The sequence below is a fragment of the Lysobacter sp. Soil_C_59 genome, from assembly GCF_057656415.1.
Window position 1 is genome coordinate 383,054 of record NZ_JBDGKK010000001.1, and the last position, 22,139, is coordinate 405,192.

At 68.0% G+C, this 22,139-nt stretch carries 21 protein-coding genes and 1 tRNA gene; 8 read left to right on the plus strand and 14 right to left on the minus strand.

Features of this window, described 5'->3' with window-relative positions:
- Window positions 1-62: 62 nt before the first annotated feature.
- From AC3A3Q_RS01705 to AC3A3Q_RS01730, 6 genes are all read right to left on the minus strand, one after another.
- Window positions 63-1,043 carry a TraB/GumN family protein gene (locus tag AC3A3Q_RS01705; RefSeq protein WP_487584602.1) on the minus strand — a complete coding sequence of 327 codons (981 nt, stop codon included), beginning with the start codon at window positions 1,041-1,043 and terminating at the stop codon, window positions 63-65.
- Window positions 1,044-1,103: 60 nt separating this feature from the next.
- Window positions 1,104-2,078, minus strand: a complete 975-nt coding sequence (locus AC3A3Q_RS01710) for a DUF1684 domain-containing protein (protein ID WP_487584603.1) — start codon at window positions 2,076-2,078, stop codon at window positions 1,104-1,106.
- Window positions 2,079-4,088, minus strand: coding sequence for a DNA mismatch repair endonuclease MutL (mutL, locus tag AC3A3Q_RS01715; RefSeq protein ID WP_487584604.1), 2,010 nt, complete (start codon window positions 4,086-4,088; stop codon window positions 2,079-2,081).
- Window positions 4,072-5,778 carry an N-acetylmuramoyl-L-alanine amidase gene (locus AC3A3Q_RS01720; RefSeq protein ID WP_487584605.1) on the minus strand — a complete coding sequence of 569 codons (1,707 nt, stop codon included), beginning with the start codon at window positions 5,776-5,778 and terminating at the stop codon, window positions 4,072-4,074. Before AC3A3Q_RS01720 ends, mutL begins: the two co-directional genes overlap by 17 nt.
- Window positions 5,779-5,865: 87 nt before the next feature.
- On the minus strand, window positions 5,866-6,342 hold the full coding sequence (gene tsaE / locus AC3A3Q_RS01725) for a tRNA (adenosine(37)-N6)-threonylcarbamoyltransferase complex ATPase subunit type 1 TsaE (protein ID WP_487584606.1): 477 nt from the start codon (window positions 6,340-6,342) through the stop codon (window positions 5,866-5,868).
- Window positions 6,343-6,369: 27 nt separating this feature from the next.
- A complete protein-coding gene (locus AC3A3Q_RS01730; protein WP_487584607.1) occupies window positions 6,370-7,881 on the minus strand; it encodes an NAD(P)H-hydrate dehydratase in 1,512 nt (503 codons plus the stop codon).
- Window positions 7,882-7,965: 84 nt separating this feature from the next.
- Between AC3A3Q_RS01730 and queG the strand changes: the two genes are divergently transcribed.
- Window positions 7,966-8,997 (plus strand): tRNA epoxyqueuosine(34) reductase QueG, encoded by a 1,032-nt coding sequence (queG, locus tag AC3A3Q_RS01735; protein ID WP_487584909.1) that lies wholly within the window; start codon window positions 7,966-7,968, stop codon window positions 8,995-8,997.
- Between the two features lie 179 nt (window positions 8,998-9,176).
- Here queG and pgi read toward each other — a convergent pair whose 3' ends face one another.
- From pgi to pcnB, 6 genes are all read right to left on the minus strand, one after another.
- A complete protein-coding gene (pgi, locus tag AC3A3Q_RS01740; protein WP_487584608.1) occupies window positions 9,177-10,685 on the minus strand; it encodes a glucose-6-phosphate isomerase in 1,509 nt (502 codons plus the stop codon).
- A 7-nt stretch (window positions 10,686-10,692) separates the two neighbouring features.
- Entirely contained in the window at window positions 10,693-11,073 is a 381-nt protein-coding gene (panD, locus tag AC3A3Q_RS01745; RefSeq protein WP_158730628.1) for an aspartate 1-decarboxylase, read from the minus strand.
- Window positions 11,074-11,320: 247 nt separating this feature from the next.
- A complete protein-coding gene (gene panC, locus AC3A3Q_RS01750; RefSeq protein ID WP_487584609.1) occupies window positions 11,321-12,163 on the minus strand; it encodes a pantoate--beta-alanine ligase in 843 nt (280 codons plus the stop codon).
- A 55-nt stretch (window positions 12,164-12,218) separates the two neighbouring features.
- Complete coding sequence (panB, locus tag AC3A3Q_RS01755) at window positions 12,219-13,037, minus strand: 3-methyl-2-oxobutanoate hydroxymethyltransferase (protein WP_487584610.1); 819 nt, start codon at window positions 13,035-13,037, stop codon at window positions 12,219-12,221.
- Window positions 13,038-13,096: 59 nt separating this feature from the next.
- On the minus strand, window positions 13,097-13,618 hold the full coding sequence (gene folK / locus AC3A3Q_RS01760) for a 2-amino-4-hydroxy-6-hydroxymethyldihydropteridine diphosphokinase (protein ID WP_487584611.1): 522 nt from the start codon (window positions 13,616-13,618) through the stop codon (window positions 13,097-13,099).
- Between the two features lie 25 nt (window positions 13,619-13,643).
- The gene (gene pcnB / locus AC3A3Q_RS01765) at window positions 13,644-14,999 is read right to left on the minus strand and encodes a polynucleotide adenylyltransferase PcnB (protein WP_487584612.1); all 1,356 of its coding nucleotides are present in this window, start codon (window positions 14,997-14,999) and stop codon (window positions 13,644-13,646) included.
- 118 nt (window positions 15,000-15,117) lie between these two features.
- On the opposite strand from pcnB, the gene AC3A3Q_RS01770 reads away from it, so the two are divergent.
- Window positions 15,118-15,193 (plus strand) — tRNA-Glu (locus tag AC3A3Q_RS01770).
- A gap of 253 nt (window positions 15,194-15,446) precedes the next feature.
- The gene (fdxA, locus tag AC3A3Q_RS01775; RefSeq protein WP_158730624.1) at window positions 15,447-15,770 is read left to right on the plus strand and encodes a ferredoxin FdxA; all 324 of its coding nucleotides are present in this window, start codon (window positions 15,447-15,449) and stop codon (window positions 15,768-15,770) included.
- 69 nt (window positions 15,771-15,839) lie between these two features.
- Here the strand turns inward: fdxA and AC3A3Q_RS01780 are convergent, their stop codons facing one another.
- Window positions 15,840-16,337, minus strand: a complete 498-nt coding sequence (locus AC3A3Q_RS01780) for a hypothetical protein (RefSeq protein ID WP_487584613.1) — start codon at window positions 16,335-16,337, stop codon at window positions 15,840-15,842.
- A 17-nt stretch (window positions 16,338-16,354) separates the two neighbouring features.
- Window positions 16,355-17,260 (minus strand): 4-hydroxy-tetrahydrodipicolinate synthase, encoded by a 906-nt coding sequence (dapA, locus tag AC3A3Q_RS01785; protein ID WP_487584614.1) that lies wholly within the window; start codon window positions 17,258-17,260, stop codon window positions 16,355-16,357.
- Window positions 17,261-17,519: 259 nt separating this feature from the next.
- Here dapA and AC3A3Q_RS01790 point away from each other — a divergent pair, with 259 nt between their 5' ends.
- The 5 genes from AC3A3Q_RS01790 to AC3A3Q_RS01810 all read left to right on the plus strand — a co-directional run bounded on the left by AC3A3Q_RS01790 (window position 17,520) and on the right by AC3A3Q_RS01810 (window position 22,042).
- Window positions 17,520-18,080, plus strand: coding sequence for a glycine cleavage system transcriptional repressor (locus AC3A3Q_RS01790; RefSeq protein ID WP_158730621.1), 561 nt, complete (start codon window positions 17,520-17,522; stop codon window positions 18,078-18,080).
- 137 nt (window positions 18,081-18,217) lie between these two features.
- Entirely contained in the window at window positions 18,218-18,700 is a 483-nt protein-coding gene (locus AC3A3Q_RS01795; RefSeq protein ID WP_487584615.1) for a peroxiredoxin, read from the plus strand.
- A gap of 148 nt (window positions 18,701-18,848) precedes the next feature.
- The gene (locus AC3A3Q_RS01800; RefSeq protein ID WP_386703496.1) at window positions 18,849-20,258 is read left to right on the plus strand and encodes a PhoH family protein; all 1,410 of its coding nucleotides are present in this window, start codon (window positions 18,849-18,851) and stop codon (window positions 20,256-20,258) included.
- Between the two features lie 124 nt (window positions 20,259-20,382).
- The gene (thiD, locus tag AC3A3Q_RS01805; RefSeq protein WP_487584616.1) at window positions 20,383-21,204 is read left to right on the plus strand and encodes a bifunctional hydroxymethylpyrimidine kinase/phosphomethylpyrimidine kinase; all 822 of its coding nucleotides are present in this window, start codon (window positions 20,383-20,385) and stop codon (window positions 21,202-21,204) included.
- Window positions 21,197-22,042, plus strand: coding sequence for an alpha/beta hydrolase family protein (locus AC3A3Q_RS01810; protein ID WP_487584617.1), 846 nt, complete (start codon window positions 21,197-21,199; stop codon window positions 22,040-22,042). The genes thiD and AC3A3Q_RS01810 overlap by 8 nt, the downstream gene beginning before the upstream one ends.
- The last annotated feature ends 97 nt before the right edge of the window (window positions 22,043-22,139 follow it).

Sequence of the window (22,139 nt, forward strand, 5' to 3'; positions counted from 1 at the left end):
GCGATCGGCGTGTCAGAAGCTGCAAAGCGTCTTCGCGAGCAAGCTCGCTCCTACCAACAGGGTTACTGCGCCTGCAGTTGCTGCTGGTTGCACGCCGAGCACACGCGCTCGACCTTGTACCCCTTCTCGCGCAGCTTGCCGACGATGCCATCGTCGCCGAGCAGGTGCAGCGCGCCGACCACGACCAGGGTGTCGCCCTTCTTCGCGTTGTCGAGCATGGCCTGGATCTGTGGCAACCAGGCCTGGTTGCGTTCGACGTTGACCATCCGGTAGGTCTGCGGGGTCTTCTCGCGCATCTCGTCGCGGGTGAGCTTGTCGAGGCGGGCGACGTCGCCGTCGCGCCAGGCCGAATGCACGTCGCCGAGCATGCCCGGCATCTCCAGAGGCTTGTCGAGGAATTCCTTCAGCGACACGATCTGCTCGTCCATCGGCGAAGCGTCGAGGACCTGCAACTGCAGATCGATCGACTCCAGGCCCGAGGTCGGCTTGTTGGCCGCCGCCGCGCGCTGCATCAGGTACTGGTCCATGCCCTTCTCGGGACTGAAACCGAGCTGCTGCGACATCCCCAGCATCAGCGACAGGTTGATGAACCAAGGCTCGTAGGCATCGAACTGGGCGATCGAGGCGCCGCGCTGGGCGAGGATGCGGGCGAACTTCTCGCGCAGCGCCGCCGGCAGCACCTGGGTGAGCGTGCGGCCATCGCTGTAGCCGGCGGCGGTCAGGAACTTCTGCGCCATCGCCGGATCGAGCATCTGCTCGGGCGGGACTTCGAACACGACCTTGTCGGACGCGGCGAAGGCGCTGTCGATGTCGGGCGACAGCGGATAGTCATCGCCCCTGAGCAGATGGAACGAACCGAGCAGGTACACCGAATTGTCGGCGTCGGAGACCTTCCACAGCAGCGGCACCGGCGGCGCCTTCACTGCTCCTGCCGGCGGCTGTGGCGCGCGCTGAGGCACGGCCACGCGTTCCACGGCGAGCGCTACCGAAGCCAGTCCGGCAACAGCCAGCAGGGTCAGGCAGAACATCTTCAGGCGACGCATCGGAACGGTTTCCTTCGGCTTTCGGGCGCGAGGCAGAGGGTCTGAGGGGTTTGGTGAACGTCAGGGTGCAGCGTGAGCGTAGGTCTTCTCGCCGGCATCGACGCGCAGGTCGAGTCGATTTTCCGCCGGCGGCAGCGGACAGGTCGCGAACGCGGTGAACGCGCACGGGGGGTTGTAGGCCTGGTTGAAATCGAGGGTCACGTTCGCATCGGTGCCCGGCTTGGGGGCGTCGAGGAAGCGGCCGGCCGGATAACTGCCATGGCCGCTGGTGCGGTCGGCGAACACGAGGAACAGTGTTTCTTCGCCTTCGTCGAGCGCTTCCAGCCGGTATTGCTTGCCGTCGCGCTCGAACTCGAGCGCGCCGGGGTTGGGCACTTCTTCGGTGGTGCCGATGATGTTGGCGATCGGCAGCGTCTTGCCCGGCGGATGCGGCACGTAGCGCGCCTGGACCTTCCAGTTGGTGCTGGCCGGCCAGTACTCCAGGCCACGGAAGCCGGTGCGGCTGGCGGCATCGGCATGCTTGACGCGCAGTGCGTAGCGGTCACCGCGCTTGATCACCGTCACCAGGCCCTTGCCCTCGTCGAACGAGATCACGCTCGGTCCGGTCGGAGAATCATCGGCGCGCAATTCGGTGGCGCCCGTCAGCGGCTGGCCGTCGAGCGTCATCGCCAGGCCCTTCTCCGGGACGAAGCGCAGGCGACCGTTGCTGAAGTCGATCATGCCCAGGTGCGAGGGTCCGACCGTCAGCGTGATGCCGTTGCCCGCGGACGAGCCGATGTAATGCGCACCCGGATCGATCCAGTGCAGGCCGACCACGCTGGTCCAGCCGTCGGGCCGGGTCAGGTCGGCCACGCGCTGGCTGCGCCACAGTTCCAGGTCGCGGGCGAACGCCACCTGGGTGGCCTGGTCACTGGCTGCCTTGCCGGTGTCTTCGGACGGCTTGCTGCAGGCGGCGACGGCCACAAGCACGGCCACGACGAGCACGCTTCTCAACAGTGCGCTTCTCAACACCACGCCTTTCGCAAATGCCGACATTCAACGTCCTCGCAGGAACCAGCGATCGATTTCGGGAAGGGTGAAGCGCGCCCAGGTCGGGCGGCCATGATTGCACTGGCCCGAACGCTCGGTGGCTTCCATCTCGCGCAGCAGGGCATTCATTTCCGGCAGGCTCAGGCGCCGGTTGGCGCGCACCGCGCCGTGGCAGGCCATTGTCGCCAGCAGTTCGTCGCGGGCGGCGGCCACGCGCCTGGATTCGCCGTGCTCGCGCAGGTCGGCCAGGACGTCGCGCAACAGGGCTTCGACATCGCCATGGGCCAGCAATGCCGGAACACTGCGCAGCGTCAGCGACTGCGGCCCGCTGCGGGTCACTTCGAAACCCAGCGCGGCCAGCGTTTCTCCTTCGCGCTCGGCCACCTCGGCCTCGCGCTCGGACACCGCCAGCGTCGCCGGCACCAGCAGCGGCTGCGTGCGCAGGCCTTCGCCGTCGTGCGCGCTCTTGAGTTTTTCGTAGCCGATGCGCTCGTGGGCGGCATGCATGTCGACGACGATCAGGCCTTCGGCGGTTTCGGCCAGGACGTAGATGCCGTGCAACTGCGCGACGGCATAGCCCAGGGGCGGCAACGTGGCGTCGCCGCTCTGCGGCATCGGCATCGGTGCGGACGAGGTCATCGCCGGCTGCGCCGTGCCGTAGAGCGCGGCATAGCCCGAGCGCACCTCGGCGACCTGCATCGGCAGCGGCGACTGTTCCTGGCGCCAGAAGGCGGGCGACACGCCGGTGGGAGAGGCGCCCGTCCCGATCGGCATCGACGCACCCCAGTCCGGAGCCGGAGCCCCGGCCACCGGCGCCCCGGATCCGATCGCGGTCATGCCGGCCCGGGTCTCGGCCAGCGCGCTTTGCAGCGTGCGATAGACGAAATCGTGGATCAGGCGCGCATCGCGGAATCGCACTTCGTGCTTGGCCGGATGCACGTTGACGTCGACGCGGCGCGGGTCGAGTTCGAGGAACAGCACGTACGCCGGCTGGCGGCCATGGAACAGCACGTCGGCATACGCCTGCTTGATCGCATGGGCGATGCTGCGGTCGCGCACGGCGCGGCCGTTGACGTACAGGTACTGCTGGTCGGCGCTGGCGCGGTTGTACGCCGGCTGGGCGATCCAGCCGTGCAGGCGCAAGCCCTGGCCGGAGCCCTCGGTGTGCGCACCGCCGGCGTGGTCGACGCGCAGCACGTTGCGCGCGAACTCCTCGCCCAGCGCTTCGTGCAGGCGAACTTCCGAGAGCAGGTCGCCCTCGCCCTTCCAGCGCCGCGACGGCTTGCCGTTGTGCGAGACGCGCAGTTCGACATCCGGGCGCGCCAGCGCCAGCTGCCGCAGCCACTCTTCGATGTGGCCCAGCTCGGTACGCTCGGCCTTGAGGAACTTGCGGCGCGCCGGCACGTTGAAGAACAGGTCGCGGACCTCGACCGTGGTGCCCTGCGGATGCGGCTTGGGCACGATCGCGCCGATGCGCCCGCCTTCGACATCCAGTGTGGCCGCGTGGTCGTTGCCGATGCGGCGCGAGGTCAGGGCGAAGCGGCTCACCGACGCGATCGACGGCAACGCCTCGCCACGGAAGCCGAGCGTGGCCACGCCTTCGAGGTCGTCGAGCGAGGCGATCTTGCTGGTGGCATGGCGCTGGATCGCCAGCGGCAACTCGTCGGCGGCAATGCCGCCGCCGTCGTCGCGGATGCGGATCAGGCGTACGCCGCCCTCTTCCAGGTCGATGTCGATGCGGCGCGCGCCGGCATCGAGCGCGTTCTCCACCAGTTCCTTGACCACGGACGCCGGGCGCTCGATGACCTCGCCGGCCGCGATCTGGTTGATGAGGGTGTCGGGGAGTTGGCGGATCGTCACGGCCTGGGCGACGCAGTCCTGCGTCGTCGGAATAGTCGGGTGTGATGATAGCCGACGCAGCGACGTTTCCGGGGATGCCGCAGGAGCGAGCTTGCTCTCGATGAGCGCCGCCGGCAGCCAATCGCGAGCAAGCTCGCTCCTACGGGCTGCCGCCACCGGCGCCCGCGTCTGCAGTCACGTAGGTGGCATCGGCGCGCGCGGCGTACAGCGTTCCCGGCGGCGGCTGGCGGGTGAAGTAGGTATTGACGCCATCGAGCACCGCGCGGGCCAGGTTGCGCTGGTGGGCGGGGTCGGTCAGCCGGCGCTCTTCGTCGGGGTTGGAAATGAAGGCGGTCTCGACCAGCATCGCCGGCATGTCGGACGTGCGAAGCACGGCGAAGTTGGCGCGCTCGATATGCGGCTTGTGGTTGTTGCCGACGCGCTTGAGCCCGTCCAGGACGTGCGCCGCGGCATCTTCGGACGCCTTCATGTGGCCACTCTGGGTCAGGTCGAGCAGCACCGAAGCCAGGGTGTTGCTGGTCTGCTCCAGGCGCACGCCGCCGATCAGGTCGGAGGAGTTTTCCTTGTCGGCCAGCCAGCGCGCACGCTGCGAGGACGCACCCTTGAGCGAGAGCACGTACACCGACGAGCCCTTGGCCGAGCGGTTCTCGGCGGCGTCGGCGTGGATCGAGATGAACATGTCGGCCTTGGCCTGGCGCGCCAGCTGCGCGCGTCGCGGCAGCGGGATGAACACGTCGGTGTCGCGCACCAGGTGCGCCTTCAGGCCCGGCGTGGCGTTGATCTGGCGGGCAAGCTCACGGGCGATGGCCAGGGTGACGTCCTTCTCGCGCTTGCCCGACGGGCCGAGCGCGCCAGGATCCTGGCCGCCGTGCCCGGCGTCGATGGCAATGACCAGCGGCCGCATGCCGCGGCCACGCATCACGTCCTTCATGGTCTTGACCGGTGCCTGGCCAGGCGCCGGCGCGACCGTCGATGCCGGCGGCGCATTGACGGCAGCGGCCGACGCTCCGGGCATCAGGGTCGATTGGCCGGTGGCGATCCGGGTGGGCACGCCGGTGGCGACCGTGGTCGGCTGCGTCGACGGCGGCGCCGGAGTGACTGCTGCCGGCTCAGGGTTCTTTGCGACAGTGACCGCGGACGTCGGTGCGGTGGTCGTTGCGGCGGCCGGCGCATCGCCGGCACCGCTGCGGCCGGCAACGATGGCCGAGATCAGACGGGTGGTCGCCTCGGACGACGCGGCGCTGACTTCGCCAGGGGCCTGCGCGACCGCGGAGGCTGCGGCAGGCGCCGTGGTCACGACGCCGGACGGCGCGCTGACCGTGGCCGCCGGCAGCGACGGCGAGGTAGGTACTGAAGAGGTGGGTACCGAAGCAGTGGACGCAGGCGGCAGCACCGGTGCGACCGGCGCGGCGACCGTTGCGATGCCTTCGATCGGCTCGGCGCCATCGCCCGGCCACTCCAGCACCAGGCGCGGACCGTTGCTGCCCTGCTCGATGCGCGGCTTGAGCACCGTCACCGGCTGCGACAGGTCGAAGACGATGCGCGAGGTGCCCGGGGCCGGCTCGCCAGTACGAACAGACTTGACCACGCCCGCGCTGGCGGGGAGTCGGAAATTGCGGGACAGGCTCGATGCCGGCAGGTCCACGACCAGGCGGTCGGGTCCTTTCAGGCTGATCACCTTGAATTCGCCGGCGCCATCGAGGGCGATCTCGGCTCGGGTGCCGGTGGCTCCGGCGCTCAGCTCCAAACCTTTGATTTCGCTGGCATGGGCGAGATTCCAGGCGAGGGCAGCCAGCAGCGCTATGCCGAGCAGAAACTTCTGGACGGTGGCGGCCTTTACGCGCATGGACGGTAGTCAACCACCGAGCCAAGGAATTTGCAAGCACTTTTCCCTTACGAATCCGAGGCCTGCCGGACTTTCCTGTTAAACCGTTCAGGAGTCCGACGCAACCTCATGGCCCTTGGCCACCCGACCCAGCCAGGCCTCCCCGACCGTGGACCCCGGCCGCAGGCGGGCCCGGCGTCCGCTGCCGTGCATGGCCAGGTCGACGGTGAGGTCCGGCGCCGGCAACGCGCCGGCGCCACGCTCGGGCCATTCGACCAGCCACAGGCGCACTTCCGCGCCATCGAGACCGAGGAACTCCAGTTCGCCTGCATCGGCAATGCGATACAGATCCAGATGCCACGCCTCACCACCATCTGCGAGCGGATAGCGTTCGACGAGCGTGTACGTCGGACTGCGAATGGCACCGCGCACGCCCAACGCGCGCAGCAATGCGCGCGCAAGCGTCGACTTGCCCGCGCCAAGATCGCCGTGCAGGTGCACGACGGCATCGGCTGGCCGCGTGTGCGCAAGTTGCGCGCCGAGTGCATCGGTCGCATCGGCATCGGCCAGGAAAAACTCATTCATCGCAGCAACGCTCCCCTGCACCATGCATCAACGTTCCGGATTGACGAAGTGGCGAAGCCACGGCATCAGATCGCTTGGCAGCAATCCGCGTTCGCCACCTTCATGCGCGGCCGCATCGCCTGCCGCCGCATGCAACAACGCACCGGTGCTTGCCGCATCGAATGCGGAAAGTCCCTGCGCACGCAACGCAGCGATGACGCCACTGAGCACGTCGCCCATGCCGCCGACCGCCATGCCGGGATTGCCCGCGGCAATCACGCGAGGCGTTTCATGCGCGGCAGCGACGATGCTACCTGCACCCTTGAGCACGACCACGCATGAGTAGCGTTCGCACAACGACCTGGCCGCGGCAAAACGGTCGCGCTGCACTTCTGCGGTGCTGATGCCGAGCAGCCGCGCGGCTTCGCCCGGATGTGGCGTCATCACTGCATCGGCAGGCAGTGCGAACGGATGCGTCGCCAGCAGGTTCAATGCATCGGCATCGAGCAGCAATGGCTTGCCGCTGGCAACTGCGCGCTCGTACAAGCCGCGTCCCCACTCGTGCTGGCCAAGCCCTGGCCCCAGCGCGATGGAATCGGCACGATCGAGCGCGAACTGCAACGATTGTGCGTCGGTGACTTCATGCACCATCGCTTCTGGCAGGCGGGCCAGCAACGGCGCGACGTGCTGTGCGCGCGTCGCCACTTCGACCAGTCCGGCACCGGTTCGCAACGCGGCGTGTGCGCACAGCATGATCGCGCCGCCGCTGCCGACCTCGCCGCCCACGCACAGCACGCGGCCGTTGCTGCCCTTGTGGCTGTCGCGACGGCGTGGCGCAAGCGAGCGCGCGAGCGCGATCGGTGTCAGTCGTTGCGCATGCGCTGCGACGCCGTCGAACCAATCGGCCGGCATGTCGAGCGTCGCCAGCGACAGCGTGCCGACGTGGTCCAGCGCGGCACCGGTGCGAAGCCCCGCCTTGCCTGCCATGAACTCGACGGTGCGCGTCGCGATGACCGCGCTGCCGACCACGCAACCGCGGTCGGCATCGATGCCGCTGGGAACATCCAGCGCCAGCACCGGTGCGGTGTGCGCGTTGATCGCGGCGATCAGCGCCTGCGTTGCCTCATCGGGTTCACGCGACAGGCCGATGCCGAACAGCGCGTCGACCACGACGTCCGCCGGCGGCAACGCGCCTTCGAACCGCTCGACCGCGCCGCCGACAGCGAAGTAATCCTGCGCGGCACGGCGCGCCAGCTCGCCGCCCGGCGAGTGGCCGGGCAGATGCACCACCAGCACCTGGCGACCGGACTGGCGCGCGTGCCGTGCCAGGACGTAGCCATCGCCGCCGTTGTTCCCTGGTCCGCAGGCGATCAGCACCCGCTGCGCCTGTGGCCAGTGCGTGAGCAGTTCGCGCCAGGCGGCCCGGCCGGCCCGCTGCATCAGCTCGAAGGGATCGCCCAGCGCCCTGGCAGAACGCGCCTCGACCGCGCGTAGCGCAGCGGCGGCGTAAAGCGCGTCGGCGAAGGGCACGTTATCCAATGGCGCGTCATCGTGCGGCATCACGGGATTCTATACTTGTGCATCGTGAACCCCCTCGTTCCCCTGCCGACCACCCCGCCGCCCGCGACGCCTGACTACGTCGCGCTGGCGCAGCGCGTGCGTTCGCTGGCGCGCGAGTTCGGCTTCCAGCGTTGCGGCATCACCGATATCGAGCTTGGCCAGGACGAGGCGCACCTGCGCGACTGGCTGGCCAAGGGCCTGTACGGCTCGATGGACTGGATGGCCCGCCACGTAGAGCTGCGCGCGCGCCCGGGCGAGCTGCACCCCGGCACGGTCCGGGTGATCTCGGTCGGACTGGACTACGGCCGCGACAGCGATGAAGCATGGGCGACGCTGGATGACAGCGAGCGCGCCTACGTCGCCCGCTACGCGCTCGGCCGCGACTACCACAAGCTGATGCGGCAACGGCTGCAGCGCCTGGCCGACCGCATCGCCGAGGAGGTCGGTCCGTTCGGGCATCGCGTCTTCGTCGATTCGGCACCGGTGCTCGAACGCGCGCTCGCGCGCAATGCCGGACTGGGGTGGATCGGCAAGCACACCTGCCTGATCGACAAGGACGGCGGTTCGTTCTTCTTCATCGGCGAGATCTACGTCGACCTGCCGTTCCCGATCGACACGCCGGCCAGCGCGCACTGCGGCACCTGCCGCAAGTGCATCGACATCTGCCCGACCCAGGCGATCATTGCCCCCTACCGGCTCGATGCGCGCCGCTGCATCGCCTACCTCACCATCGAGCACGAAGGCGCGATTCCGGAAGATCTGCGCGCGCCGATCGGCAACCGCATCTTCGGCTGCGACGACTGCCAGCTGATCTGCCCCTGGAACAAGTTCGCCAAGCGCACCGATGAAGCGGACTTCCGCGCCCGCAACGACCTCGACAAGGCCACGCTGGTGCAGCTGTTTGCCTGGAGCGAGGAAGAGTTCCTGCAGCGCACCGAAGGCACGGCAATCCGGCGCAGCGGGCATGAGCGCTGGCTGCGCAACATTGCGATTGCGCTGGGGAATGCGCGTGGCAGTGCGGAGGTGATCTCGGCGCTGGAGTCCCGCCGGGAATCAGCCAGCCCGATGGTGCGTGAACACATCGAGTGGGCGCTGCGGCGGCATCAGGCGGGTTGAGCCGACTTACCCGTCATTCCCGCGAAGGCGGGAACCCATGGACGTGGCTTTTGTGTACGTGGAAGCAACAGCAAATGGATCCCGGCGTTCGCCGGGATGACGTGATGGAGCGGACGGGCGGCCGGCCTGGATCCCGGCGTTCACCGGGATGACGGTGACGGGGCGGATGCCGGGTTGCTTCAGCGCAGCTGCGCCAGCAGCTCCCGCGTCACCGGATCGTCAGCTTGCGCGTCGCCGGCCAGTGCCGGCAGCAACCGGCTCGCCACCTGCTTGCCCAGCTCCACGCCGAACTGATCGAAGGCGTTGATGCCCCAGATCACCGACTGCAGGTAGACGCTGTGCTCGTACAGGGCCAACAGCGCGCCGAACGCCTGCGGCGTCAGTGCGTCGAGCAGGATCATCGTGCTCGGCCGTCCGCCGGCGTAGGCACGCGCGGGATCGTCGCTGCCCTGGCCATTGGCGAAGGCTTCGGTCTGCGCCAGCAGGTTGGCCTGCAGCGCGCGGTGGTTGTCCGGGTACGGCGCATCGGAACGGACCACGCCGATGAAGTCGGCCGGTACGATCGACGTGCCCTGGTGCAGCGCCTGGAAGAAACTGTGCTGCGTGTCGGTGCCGGCACCGCCCCACCACACCGGCACGGTGTCGACGGTGACCGCCGAGCCATCGGTGCGCACCGACTTGCCCAGGCTTTCCATGACCAGCTGCTGCAGGTAGTTCGACAGCAGCTTCAGGCGCTCGTCGTAGGCGAGCACGGCCTGCGTGGCGTAGCCCAGGCCATTGCGGTTCCAGATCGAAGTCAACGCGTGCCACGCGGCAAGGTTCTGCGGCAGCGGCGTGTCGAGGACGTGCACGTCCATCTGCGAGGCGCCATCGAGCATCGCCTCGAACGCGTCCATGCCGATCGCCAGCGCGATCGGGAAACCCACTGCCGACCACAGCGAATAACGGCCACCGACCCAGTCCCACATCGGCAGGATGCGCTCGGGCGGAATGGCGAAGGCTTCGGCGGCGCGCTCGACGTTCGCCGACACGGCATACAGCCGTTCGGTTCCGCCGAGCCAGTCGCGCAGGATCGCGCCGTTGAGCAGCGTCTCCTGCGTGCCGAAGGTCTTGGAGATCAGTACCGCGGCGGTGCGACGCGGATCGAGGCCGGCCAGCACGCGCTGCGCGGCGTGGCCGTCGACGTTGGACAGGAAGTGGACGCGGAAGCGTCCCGGTGCGGCACCCGTGAGCGCATCCACCGCCAGGCGCGGACCGAGGTCTGAACCGCCGATGCCGACGCTGACGATGTCGGTGACATCGCTGGCTGCCAGCGCATCGACCAGCGCACGCATGCGTGCACGCGCTTCCAGCGCCTGCGCGTGCGCGGCGCGCGCCACCGGCGCGGTGGAGACGTCGCCGCGCAGCGCGGTGTGCAGCACGCTGCGATCTTCGGTGACGTTGATCTTCTCGCCGTCGAACTGCGCCTGCAGCTTCTGCCGCACGCCGGCCTGCTCGGCCAGTTCGAACAGCGACGCCAGCGCGTCAGCGTCGTAATGCTGGCGGGCGAAGTTGGCGTAGACCGGACCGACGCGCACGGCGAACTGCTTCGCGCGTGCCGGGTCTGCGGCTACCAGGTCCTTCAGCGGGGTCTGGATGACGCGCCCTGCCTGGGCGCGAAGACGGCTCAGACGGGCATCGGCATCCATGGGCAGGTCAGGCTGCCTGTGCCGGCATCGAACGGTTGGTATGCGTCAGCGCATTGTGGCGGTCGACGTAGACCAGGGTCGGCTTGTACTTGGCCGCCTCGGCTTCGTCGCACACGCCGTAGGCGCAGATGATCACCAGGTCGCCGGGCTGCGCGCAGTGGGCGGCGGCACCGTTGACCGAGATCACCCCGCTGCCCTCTTCGCCGCGGATGGCGTAGGTGACGAAGCGCTGGCCGTTGTTGACGTTGTAGATGTGGATCTGCTCGTACTCGCGGATACCCGAGATGTCGAGCAGGCGCCCGTCGATCGCGCACGAGCCTTCGTAGTGCAGCTCGGCGTGGGTCACGGTGGCGCGGTGGATCTTGGCCTTGAGTACGTTCAGTTGCATGTGTGTGGCTCCGGCCGCGGGCATGCGGACGCGTCAGAGCGCAAGTCTAGCAGCGCATGGCGCAGTGCAACATATGGTGGGAAACGGGAAGGGGGAGTAATGGGGCGGGAATGGGGAACGGAGCGTTCCGGCGACGGCTCGGCCCCATGGATCCCTAACGGTTCAGTAACACGCGACAAGCGAGCGGCACCGCTGGAGTACCGCCTCCCGCTTCACCACTCCCCATTCCCGCTCCATCATCCCCGCTTCACCACTCGACGTTGTCGATCAGCCTTGTCCGCCCCAGCCGGGCCGCGATCAGCGCCACCCGGGTGCCGCCCTCGCCGTCCGCGGGCTCGGTCAGGTCCGGGCGCCGCACCACGGCGTAGTCAGGAACGAAGCCGTCCGCTTCCAGGCGCTTGACCGCCTCGGCCTCGACCGCTGCACGCGGCGTGCCGGCCGCAATGGCATCGCGCATGGCCAGCAGGCAGCGGTGGATTGCCGCCGCGGTGCCGCGCTCGTCCGCCGACAGGTACTGGTTGCGCGAACTCATCGCCAGGCCGTTGTCCTCGCGAACGATGTCGGCACCGACCAGCTCGATCGCGAACGCCAGGTCGCGGACCATGTAGCGGATGACCGCGAGCTGCTGGTAATCCTTGCGCCCGAACACGGCCACGTCCGGCTGGACCTGGTTGAACAGGCGCGACACCACGGTGGCGACGCCGTCGAAATGCCCGGGGCGATGAGCGCCTTCGAGCGTCGTGCTGACGCCCGGCACCTGCACGCGAACGGTCGCTTCCACGCCGTAGGGATACATCGTCTCGACCGTCGGCAACCACATGACGTCGCAACCGGCCGCGCCCAGCCCGAGCGCATCGGCTTCGGGGGTGCGCGGGTAGCGGGAGAAGTCTTCGTTCGGGCCGAACTGGGTCGGGTTGACGAACACGCTGGTGATGACGCGATCGGCGTGCTGGCGCGCCAGTCGCACCAGCGAGTAATGACCATCGTGCAGGTTGCCCATGGTCGGCACCAGGGCGACGCGCAATCCTTCGCGTCGCCACTGCGCCACGCGCGCGCGCAGCGCGGCAAGGTCGGTGATGGTTTCGATCATGGCTTGCTTGCGAAGGTTTGCGGAGTGCGCGCCAGCGGTAACAGGAGTGCGGCGGTCAGGCATAGGAGTGTTCGGCATCCGGGAAGCTGCCGTCGCGAACGGCCTGGGCGAATGATTGGACAGCGCCCGCTACCGAGCCGCCCTCGGCGAGGAAATCCTTGACGAAGCGCGGCCGGCGATGGCCGGAGTTGAGGCCAAGCAGATCGTGCAGCACCAGCACCTGGCCATCGCATTGCGGGCCGGCGCCAATGCCGATGGTGGGAATAGCCAGGTCGGCGGTGATCGCCGCGGCCACCGGGGTCGGCACGCATTCGAGCACCAGCAAGGTGGCGCCGGCCTCGGCCACGGCGCGCGCGTCGGCGCGCAGGCGTGCTGCCGCGGCCTCGTCGCGACCCTGGACCTTGTAGCCGCCCAGACGCAGCACCGACTGCGGCGTCAGCCCCAGGTGCGCGCAGACCGGGATCTCGCGTTCGACCAGGAAACGGATGACATCGAGCTTGTGCCCGGCGCCCTCGAGCTTGACCATCGCCGCGCCGGCCTGCAGCAGCTGCACCGAGGCATCGAGCGCGCGCTCGGGCGTGGCGTCGGCCTGGAATGGCAGGTCGGAAACCAGCAGCGCCCTCGACAGGCCGCGGGCAACGCAGGCCGTGTGATAGGCGACGTCCGCGGTGGTCACCGGCAGCGTGCTGTCGTGGCCCTGCACGACCATGCCGAGGGAATCGCCGACCAGCACCAGGTCGACGCCGGCAGCGTCCATGGTGCGGGCGAATCCGGCGTCGTAGCAGGTCAGCATGACCAGTCGGCGGCCGTCGCGCTTGGCGTCGGCCAGGGCCGGCACGGTCCAGGGCTTGTCGTTCGGGGTTCCGCTGTACATGGCGTGGGGTACCAGTTGTCGGCGCGGGTCAGGCGGAGCCGGAGCCGGCCAAGGGGCGGCTACGGGCGATCGTCCGGAGAATCCGCATACGTTACCGCCTCGACCTCCCCCGGTTCCATCTTCGCCAGCGCCTGTTGCGCCGGGCCGATGCCGGGGATGACCGCGCCGGGCGCGATTTCGAGCAGCGGCACCAGCGCGAAGGCACGCTCGTGCAGGTGCGGGTGCGGGACATGCAGGCCCGTTTCGCTGATCACCGCATCGCCGTACAGCAGCAGGTCGAGGTCGAGCGTGCGCGGCCCCCAGCGATCGCTGCCGTCGGCCAGGCGGTCGCGGCCGGCGACGCGCTCGATCGCGAGCAGGTCGGCCAGCAGCTGCTGTGGCGAGCGCCGGGTTTCCAGCATCGCCACGGCATTGATGAAATCGGGTTGTTCGGTGACGCCCCACGCCGGGGTGCGGTACAGGCGAGAGGCCTGCACGAGGCGCGTGCCGTCGATCGCCGCCAGGGCGACGAAGGCCGAGCGCAGGGCGGCGGTGCTGTCACCCAGGTTGCTGCCCAGGCCGACGAACGCGGTGACTGTCATTGCCGGAGGATCCGCCCTGCCCGCCTCATTCCTGGCTGGTGGCGGGCTTGCGGCGGCGGCGGCGGCGCTTGCGCGGCTCTTCATCGTCGGCCTGCGCGGCGCGCTCGGTCTCGAGCTCGGCGATGGCAACGGCATCGCCGGGGTTCGCCTGCGCCTCGCGCCAGAATGCGACGTCCTCGGCGTGCTCGTCCGACGCCGTCAGGCGCAGGCCGAGGAAATCGAATGCGGCGCGGAAGCGCGGATGGGCAAGCGTGCGGAACACGCGCTTGCGCTGGCGCAGCGAGAATCGCGATTGCAGCAGCCAGATCTCCTGCATCGGCAGCGAGAACCGGCGCGGCAACGCGATGGTCTCGAGCTGGTGCACGGTGACGCGGTCGGCGGCGCGTCGCTGCGCCTCGGCCGTGTGCATGCCCTGCGCCTGCAGCGCCATCAGTGCGCGGCAATACGCCGGCCACAGCAGCAGCGCGAACAGGAACGCGGGCGAGACCGGCTCGTCGTTGGCGACGCGCGCGTCGGTGTTCTTCAGCCCTTCCAGCAGCATGTTGCGCAGCGCGCCGCTGCGGTTGGACTTCAGTGCGGCGGCGGTTTCCGGCAGCAGCGCCGGCAGCAGGCCATGACGCTCCAGGCCGAGGAAACTCTTCACCGCATTGCCCGACAGGAACATCTTCAGGCATTCCTCGAACAGGCGCGCCGGCGCGGATTCGCGCAGCAGCGGTGCCAGCACCGGAATGGGTGCCGCGGTTGCCGGTTCGATCTCGAAATCGAGCTTGGCCGCCAGGCGCACGGCGCGCAGCATCCGCACCGGATCCTCACGGTAGCGCGTCTCCGGGTCGCCGATCAGGCGCATCAGCCGGTTGCGCACGTCCTCGAAACCACCGACGTAGTCGCGCACCGAGAAGTCCTCGATCGCGTAGTACAGCGCGTTGGCGGTGAAGTCGCGGCGGACAGCATCGTCCTCGATGGTGCCGTAGACGTTGTCGCGCAGCAGGCGACCACCCTCGTGCAACTCGCGGTCGCCGCTGCCATCGTCGGTGTTGGCGCGGAACGTCGCCACCTCGATGATCTCGCGGCCATAGACCACGTGGGCAAGCCGGAAGCGACGGCCGATCAGCCGGCAGTTGCGGAACAGGCCCTTGACCTCCTCCGGCGTGGCGTTGGTGGCCACGTCGAAATCCTTGGGGTGGCCGCCGATCAGCAGGTCACGGACCGCGCCGCCGACCAGGAAGGCGTCGAAACCACCCTCGCGCAGTCGATACAGCACGCGCAGGGCATTGGGGCTGATATCCCGGCGCGACACGTTGTGCTGGTCGCGAGGAATGGTTTGCAGCCTGAGTTGGATTTGGTTGTCGGATTCCATCGAGCGGGCGTTGCCGCAGTCCATTTTTAGTGTGGGAGGCCATTGCCCGGGGCAGCGGCGCCGCATATACTAGCAAGCCGCGCTGGGTTGAGAGCCTTGCGCCGGGGGCTTCTCGCTACACAGCCCGTTCCATGCTCCATCTGCACCCTTCGTCTAGAGGCCTAGGACGGTGCCCTCTCAAGGCATCAACACGGGTTCGAATCCCGTAGGGTGTACCAATTCCGAAGCCCGCGCAGCGATGCGCGGGCTTTTTCTTTGCGGGCACGCCGTCCGTCATCCCGGCGAACGCCGGGACCCAGGCTGGCAGCCCATCAGAGCCGCCGGACCGCCGCCTGCCGATCCGCGCAGGCATCACTTCAGCAGTGAGCCTTCGATCTGGATCCCGGCGTACGCCGGGATGACGGACACTCCGTTGGAATCGCTACAATACGCAATGCCCGCCAGGGCCCTTCATTTCACGGAACCAACGCCATGCCCTTCGTCGTCACCGAGAACTGCATCAAGTGCAAGTACACCGACTGCGTCGAGGTGTGCCCGGTCGACTGCTTCCATGAAGGCCCGAACTTCCTGGTGATCGACCCGGACGAGTGCATCGACTGCACGCTGTGCGAACCGGAGTGCCCGATCAACGCCATCTACCCCGAGGACGACGTGCCGGCCGGACAGGAGGCGTTCGTCGCCCTCAATGCCGAGCTGTCCAAGGCCTGGCCGGTCATCACCACTCGCAAGGACGGCCTGGCCGATGCCAAGGAATGGGAAGGCAAGCCGGGCAAGCTGGATCTGCTGGAGCGCTGAGCCCGCTCCTGCAAGCAGGCAAAAAAACGGGCGCCAGTGGCGCCCGTTTTCATTTGCGGCGATGACCGCTCAGCGACCGACGAGCGCCGTACGCAGCGTTTCGATCAGCTTCTTCGGGGCGTCGCCGGTCGCCGGCACGCCACGCGGGTCGACCGCGGCGACGTAGGCACCGACATCGGCACCGGCCACGCGCACGAGGAAGTTGCTGCCCTCGTAGTTGACGTCGTACACGCCCATCGCCTGGGCGCTGCTGGTGACCTTCACGCCTTCGACCGCCTCCAGTGCGGCGCCGACCTTGGCAAACACCTCGTCACGCGTGCCGGTGACGGTGAAGCCAGTGCCGACCAGGGCCGGGTTGCCCAGCGCGGTGGCCGGGGTCGGCACGTTGACCGCCGTGTCGGTGCGCGGCGCGTCCAGATCGGGCGGGACTTCCAGCGGGCGCATTTCCGGGGCCTGCGAGTACAGGTCATTGCCCTTGCGGAACCAGCTGCAGCCAGAACCGGCGGCGACACCGGCCAGCACCAGGGCGGCGACGGCGACGCGGGACATCGAAACGTTGGAACTCATGTATCTCTCCTGCAGGGTCAGGCCGCGAGGGAATCGCGGCAGGCGTGTTCGAGTTCGCGGACGAGCGTTTCGATCGTCGCGACGGCATCAGTATGGGCCGACGACAGCGGCAGCAGCGGCAGGCGCAGACCGTGGCCGATGCCCTGGCGCTCCAGCAGCGCTTTCACGGGAATCGGGTTGGGCTCCACGCCGAGGAAGTCGTAGGCCGCCTGCATGCGCGCATCCAGTGCCTGCGCCTCGTCGCGGCGGCCGCCGCGTGCCAGGTCCGCCAGGCGCCGGAACGCGTGCGGCAATACGTTGGAGGCCACCGAGATCACGCCGTCGGCGCCGGCCAGCATCGCGCGGCATGCGGTCGGGTCGTCGCCGCTGAGCACGGCAAAGCCCTCGCCCTTCAACGCCAGCAGCGCCTGCATGCGCTCGGCTTCGGCGCGCGCTTCCTTGATGCCGATGATGTTCTCGTGCGGAGCCAGTTCGGCAACGGTTTCCGGCAGCAGGTCGCCACCCGTTCGGCCGGGCACGTTATAGAGCACGATCGGCAGTGCAACGTCGTCGGCGATTGCGCGGTAGTGGGCCAGCAGGCCGGCCTGCGTCGGGCGCACATAGGGCGGGGTCACGACCAGCGCGGCATCGGCGCCGAGGGCAGCGACGCGACGCGTCAGCTCGATGGTTTTTGCGGTGTTCGACAAGCCGGTCCCGGCAAGCACCGGGATCGCACCGGCGACGCGTTCGACCGCGCTGCGCAGCAATGCGTCGTACTCGCCGTCGAACAGCGCGGCCGCCTCGCCGGTCGAACCGGCGACAACGATGGCCTGGGTGCCGGCCGCAAGCTGCTGGTCGAGCAGTCGCTGCCAGGCGTCGAAGTCGATTTCGCCGGACGCGGTGAAAGGCGTCGCCAGCGCGGTGATGCTGCCGGAAAGTCGCAAGTTGGGGGTACTCGGTGCACTTGTTGCATTGAACCCCGCACATCACGTGCGGGCCCTGGATCCCTGGCCTGGCTGCCGGCCAGGAGGGCCAATCGGCAGGCCGATCAATGGGTCCAACAGTTGGTCTGTGGCCGGGATGATCGCACGGGATGTTACTTGCGGGCCGAAAGCGCGGGCAAGTATGCTGCCCGGCAACCACAGCCCGCTCACGGGCCGCCATTCAGTATCTGAGCACGTTGCTCCCCAAGCAGGCGCCGCCTTGACCGATTCCGCTGCCCGGCCGTCGCCGAACGAAAACCACCTCCTGATCAACGCCTACACGACGCATCCGGAGACGCCGCTATTGTCGGTGACTCGCCGGATTGCCGATTCCGGCTGCAACCTGGTCGATGCACGCCTGGCCACGGTCGGTCGCGACGTCTCCGTGACCGTGCTCGCCGTCGGCTCCTGGGACGCGGTGGCCAAGCTGGAAGCCATGCTGACGCGGCTGGAGCGCGAGGAAGGCCTCAAGCTCGTGTGGTACCGCACCGGTGCCAAGCAGGTGCAATCCAACCTTCTGCCTTACGTGGTCGAGGTCGTGGCCGCCGACAAGGCCGGGATCCTGTTCCAGCTGGCCGATTTCTTCGACCGCCAGGGCATCACCATCGAAAGCCTGCACAGCTCGCGCTACCGCGCCATGCAGACCGGGGCGGAGATGTTCTCGGCCCAGATCACCATTGGCGTGCCTTCGAGCATGCACATCGCCGCCCTGCGCGACGACTTCCTCGAGTTCTGCGACCACCTCAATCTCGACGCGATCATGGACCCGATGAAGTTCTAGGAATTCCGTGGTAGCGTCACGACAAAGCACGGCGACCCTCCTTGCGGAGGCGCCATCCGGACACAGTGAGGGGCTGTACTCCGGGTTGCAGTAAACGCAGAGCAGGTCCCTCACTGCGCTCGGAAGCACAAGGCGAAATGCCCGACACCGGCGAACGTATTTCGAAGGACGTCTCCGAATTGCCCCTGGCGCTGTCCAGCGGCCAGACCGCGCAGCTCAAGGACTTCGCCGGCCAATGGCTGGTGCTGTACTTCTATCCCAAGGACAGCACGCCCGGCTGCACCACCGAGGGCATCGACTTCAATGCCCTGCTGCCCAGTTTCAAGAAGCTTGGCGCCACGGTCCTGGGCGTTTCGCGCGATTCGATCCGCTCGCACCAGAACTTCTGCGCCAAGCAGGGTTTCAAGTTCGACCTGGTCAGCGATCCGGACGAGGCCCTGTGCAACGCCTTTGGCGTGATCCGGGAAAAGAACATGTACGGGCGCAAGGTGCTGGGCATCGTGCGCAGCACGTTCCTCATTGATCCCAAGGGCGTCATCGCCCAGTCATGGAGTCCGGTGAAAGTTCCCGGCCATGCCCAGGCCGTCTTCGACGCACTCAAGGCTGCCGCAACGCAGTGACCCCCTCCGCCCGCCACCCACGCTGCCGTCCCGCCCCGCGGGCCACGGCAGCGTCGCCGTGTCCGCACCTCGTTCCAGCGTTCAACCGCTCCACGCTGCATCAGTTCACCCGGCCGTTCACCATGTACAACCCGCATCGGAGCATTCGATGACCAGAAGCAAGCGGATCTACGTGCTCGACACCAATGTGCTCATGCACGACCCGACCGCGCTGTTCAAGTTCGAGGAACACGATGTCTTCCTGCCGATGCAGGTCATCGAGGAACTCGACAACGCCAAAAAAGGCACCTCCGAAGCCAGCCGCAATGCGCGCCAGGTCAGCCGCTTCCTCAACGAGCTGATCCAGGCCGAAGGCACCGACAAGATCTCGTCCGGCATCACCCTCAGCCGCCCGCAGGGTTTGCAGCTGCGCGGCGAGCAGAGCATCGGCAAGCTGCGTTTCCAGACCCGCGACTTCGACTCGGGCAAGCGCTTTGGCGCGGTGATCCCGGACAACCACATCCTCGGTTCGATCCTGTCGCTGAAAGAGAGCGACCCGGGCGTGCCGGTGGTGTTCGTGTCCAAGGACATCAACCTGCGCATCAAGGCGTCCATCGCCGGGATCGTGTCGGAGGATTACGAGAACGACCGCGCCCTCGACGATTTCAGCCTGCTCTACACCGGCGCCACCGCACTGCCGGAAGACTTCTGGCAGCGCTTCGGCAAGGACCTGCGCTCGTGGACCGAGAAGGGCCGCACCTTCTACGAGATCTCGCGCAACCGCGACAGCGCCGAGGATGACAACTGGCATCCGAACCAGTTTCTGTACCTGCCCGGCGACGACGAGTCGCAAATGAAGGTCGCGCGCCTGACCGACACCAAGGTCGTGCTGCAGATCGTCGACGACTTCCGCCACAGCCAACATGCAGTGTGGGGCATCACCGCGCGCAACCGCGAACAGAACTTCGCGTTGAATGCGCTGATGGACCCGGAGATCGACTTCGTCACCCTGCTCGGCACCGCCGGCACCGGCAAGACGCTGCTGGCGCTCGCGGCGGGCCTGGCGCAGACGATGGACCAGCAGCGCTACCGCGAGATCATCATGACCCGCGCCACGGTCAGCGTCGGCGAGGACATCGGCTTCCTCCCGGGCACCGAAGAGGAAAAGATGACGCCGTGGATGGGCGCGCTGACCGACAACCTGGAAGTGCTCACCCACAACCAGGACGGCGGCAGCTGGGGCCGCGCGGCGACCAACGACCTGCTCGCCAGCCGCATCAAGATACGTTCGCTGAATTTCATGCGCGGCCGCACGTTCCTCAACCGCTGGCTGATCCTCGACGAGGCGCAGAACCTCACGCCCAAGCAGATGAAGACGCTGATCACGCGTGCCGGCCCGGGCACGAAGATCGTCTGCCTGGGCAACGTCGAACAGATCGACACCCCCTACCTCACCGAGACCACCTCGGGCCTGACCTACGCAGTGGACCGCTTCAAGAACTGGGACCACAGCGCGCACATCACCCTGCGTCGCGGCGAGCGTTCGCGCCTGGCGGATTACGCTTCGGAAGTGCTCTAAGCAGCACACTGCGAACGAGGAACGCAAAAACCCTCCCCCCTTGTGGGGGAGGGACAGGCCGCACCGCGGCCAGGGAGAGGGGAAGCTATCGCCTCCTGCACGGTCGCGCAGGCAAACTGTCGCCATGACCGACCGTCCCCACTCCCGCCCCTCCAGCGCCCTCACCATCGCCGGCTCCGACTCCGGCGGCGGCGCCGGCATCCAGGCCGACCTGAAGACGTTCGCCGCCCATCGCGTCCACGGGCTGAGCGCGATCGCCGCACTGACGGCGCAGCACACGCGCGGAGTCACCGCCGTCAACGTGCCTGACACAGGTTTCCTGCGCGCACAGATCGATGCCTGCTTCGACGACTTCGATGTGGCAGCCGTCAAGCTCGGCATGCTCGCCAACGCAGCGGTGATCGAAGCAGTCGCCGACGCGCTGGAGCACTACCGGCCCGCGCATGTCGTGCTCGACCCGGTGATGGTGTCGACCTCCGGCGCACGCCTGCTGGAAGCAAGCGCGCTCGATGCACTGCGCACGCGGCTGATCCCGCTGGCGACGCTGATCACGCCCAATCTTCCCGAAGCCGAACTGCTGCTCGGCCAGCCGATCGCGGACCTGCGCGCGATGCACGAAGCGATCGCACGATTGCGCGACCTGGGCGCCCGCGCCGTGCTGCTCAAGGGCGGCCATTTGCCGGGCGATGGCGACGTCGTCGACCTGTTCGCCGATGCCGACGGCAACATCGATGCGATTGCCCATCGGCGCCTGCAACTGGAAGCCCATGGCACCGGCTGCACGCTGGCCTCGGCGGTTGCGGCCAACCTGTGCCTCGGTCGTGACCTCGGCGCGAGTTGCGCGGCGGCGGCCGATTACGTCCATGCAGCGCTGCAGCGTGGCTATCGCCCCGGCAACAGCGACATCCTCGTCCTCGACCACTTCGGCGCCGCCCCCCATGAATGAGTCCGTCGCGGTGCAACCGATCGAACTCGATACCCAGTCCGACGGCCATCGCTGGACGTTGCTGGCGCGCATTCCCGCCAACCCGCAGGCAAGCCTGTTGTGGCTGCCTGCGCTGGGCATCGCGGCCAAGCACTACCTGCCCTTCGCCGACGCGCTCGCGGCACGCGGGATTGCCGTGTTCGTGCACGAATGGCGCGGCGGTGGCTCGAGCAACCTGCGCGCCGATCGCGGCACCGACTGGGGTTACCGCGAGCTGCTGATGGAAGACATCGCCGCGAGCGAAGCGCTGGTGGTGCAGCACACACCGGAGGTTGCGCGCATCATCGGTGGCCACAGCCTCGGCGGGCAGCTCGCCTGTTGCCGGCTGGGCCTGTCGCCGGCTACTGCACAGCGACTGTGGCTGGTGGCCAGCGGTGCGCCTTACTGGCGTGCGTTTCCATTGCGAACGAAGTGGTTCCTGCCGTTCGTCTATCGCTTCCTGGCATGGCTGGCCGACCGCCATGGCGCCCTGCCCGGCCGGCGGATCGGCTTTGGCGGACAAGAGGCTCGCGGGCTGATACGCGACTGGAGTCGCAGCGGCTTGAGCGGGCGTTATGCAGCCCACGGGCTCGACATCGACCTGGATGCCGCGATGGCCGCCGTCGAAGTCGAAGCGCATGCAGTGGCATTCGATCGCGACTGGCTGGGGCCGGAGTCTTCCGCCCGGTTCCTGCTGTCGAAGCTGCGCCACTCGCCAAATCGTGTCGATGTGCTCGACGCTGCCGCGCTGGGGACGCGCGCGGACCACTATGCGTGGATGAAGCAGCCGCGGGCGGTGGTGGAGAAGCTGCTGGGCTGAGCGGCTGGCGACAAGGATTGTTTACGGGGAATTTACGCCCCGGGCATGACCGCGGAATAGAGGCTTTACGGGCCCGATACCAACAATGACGCCGTGG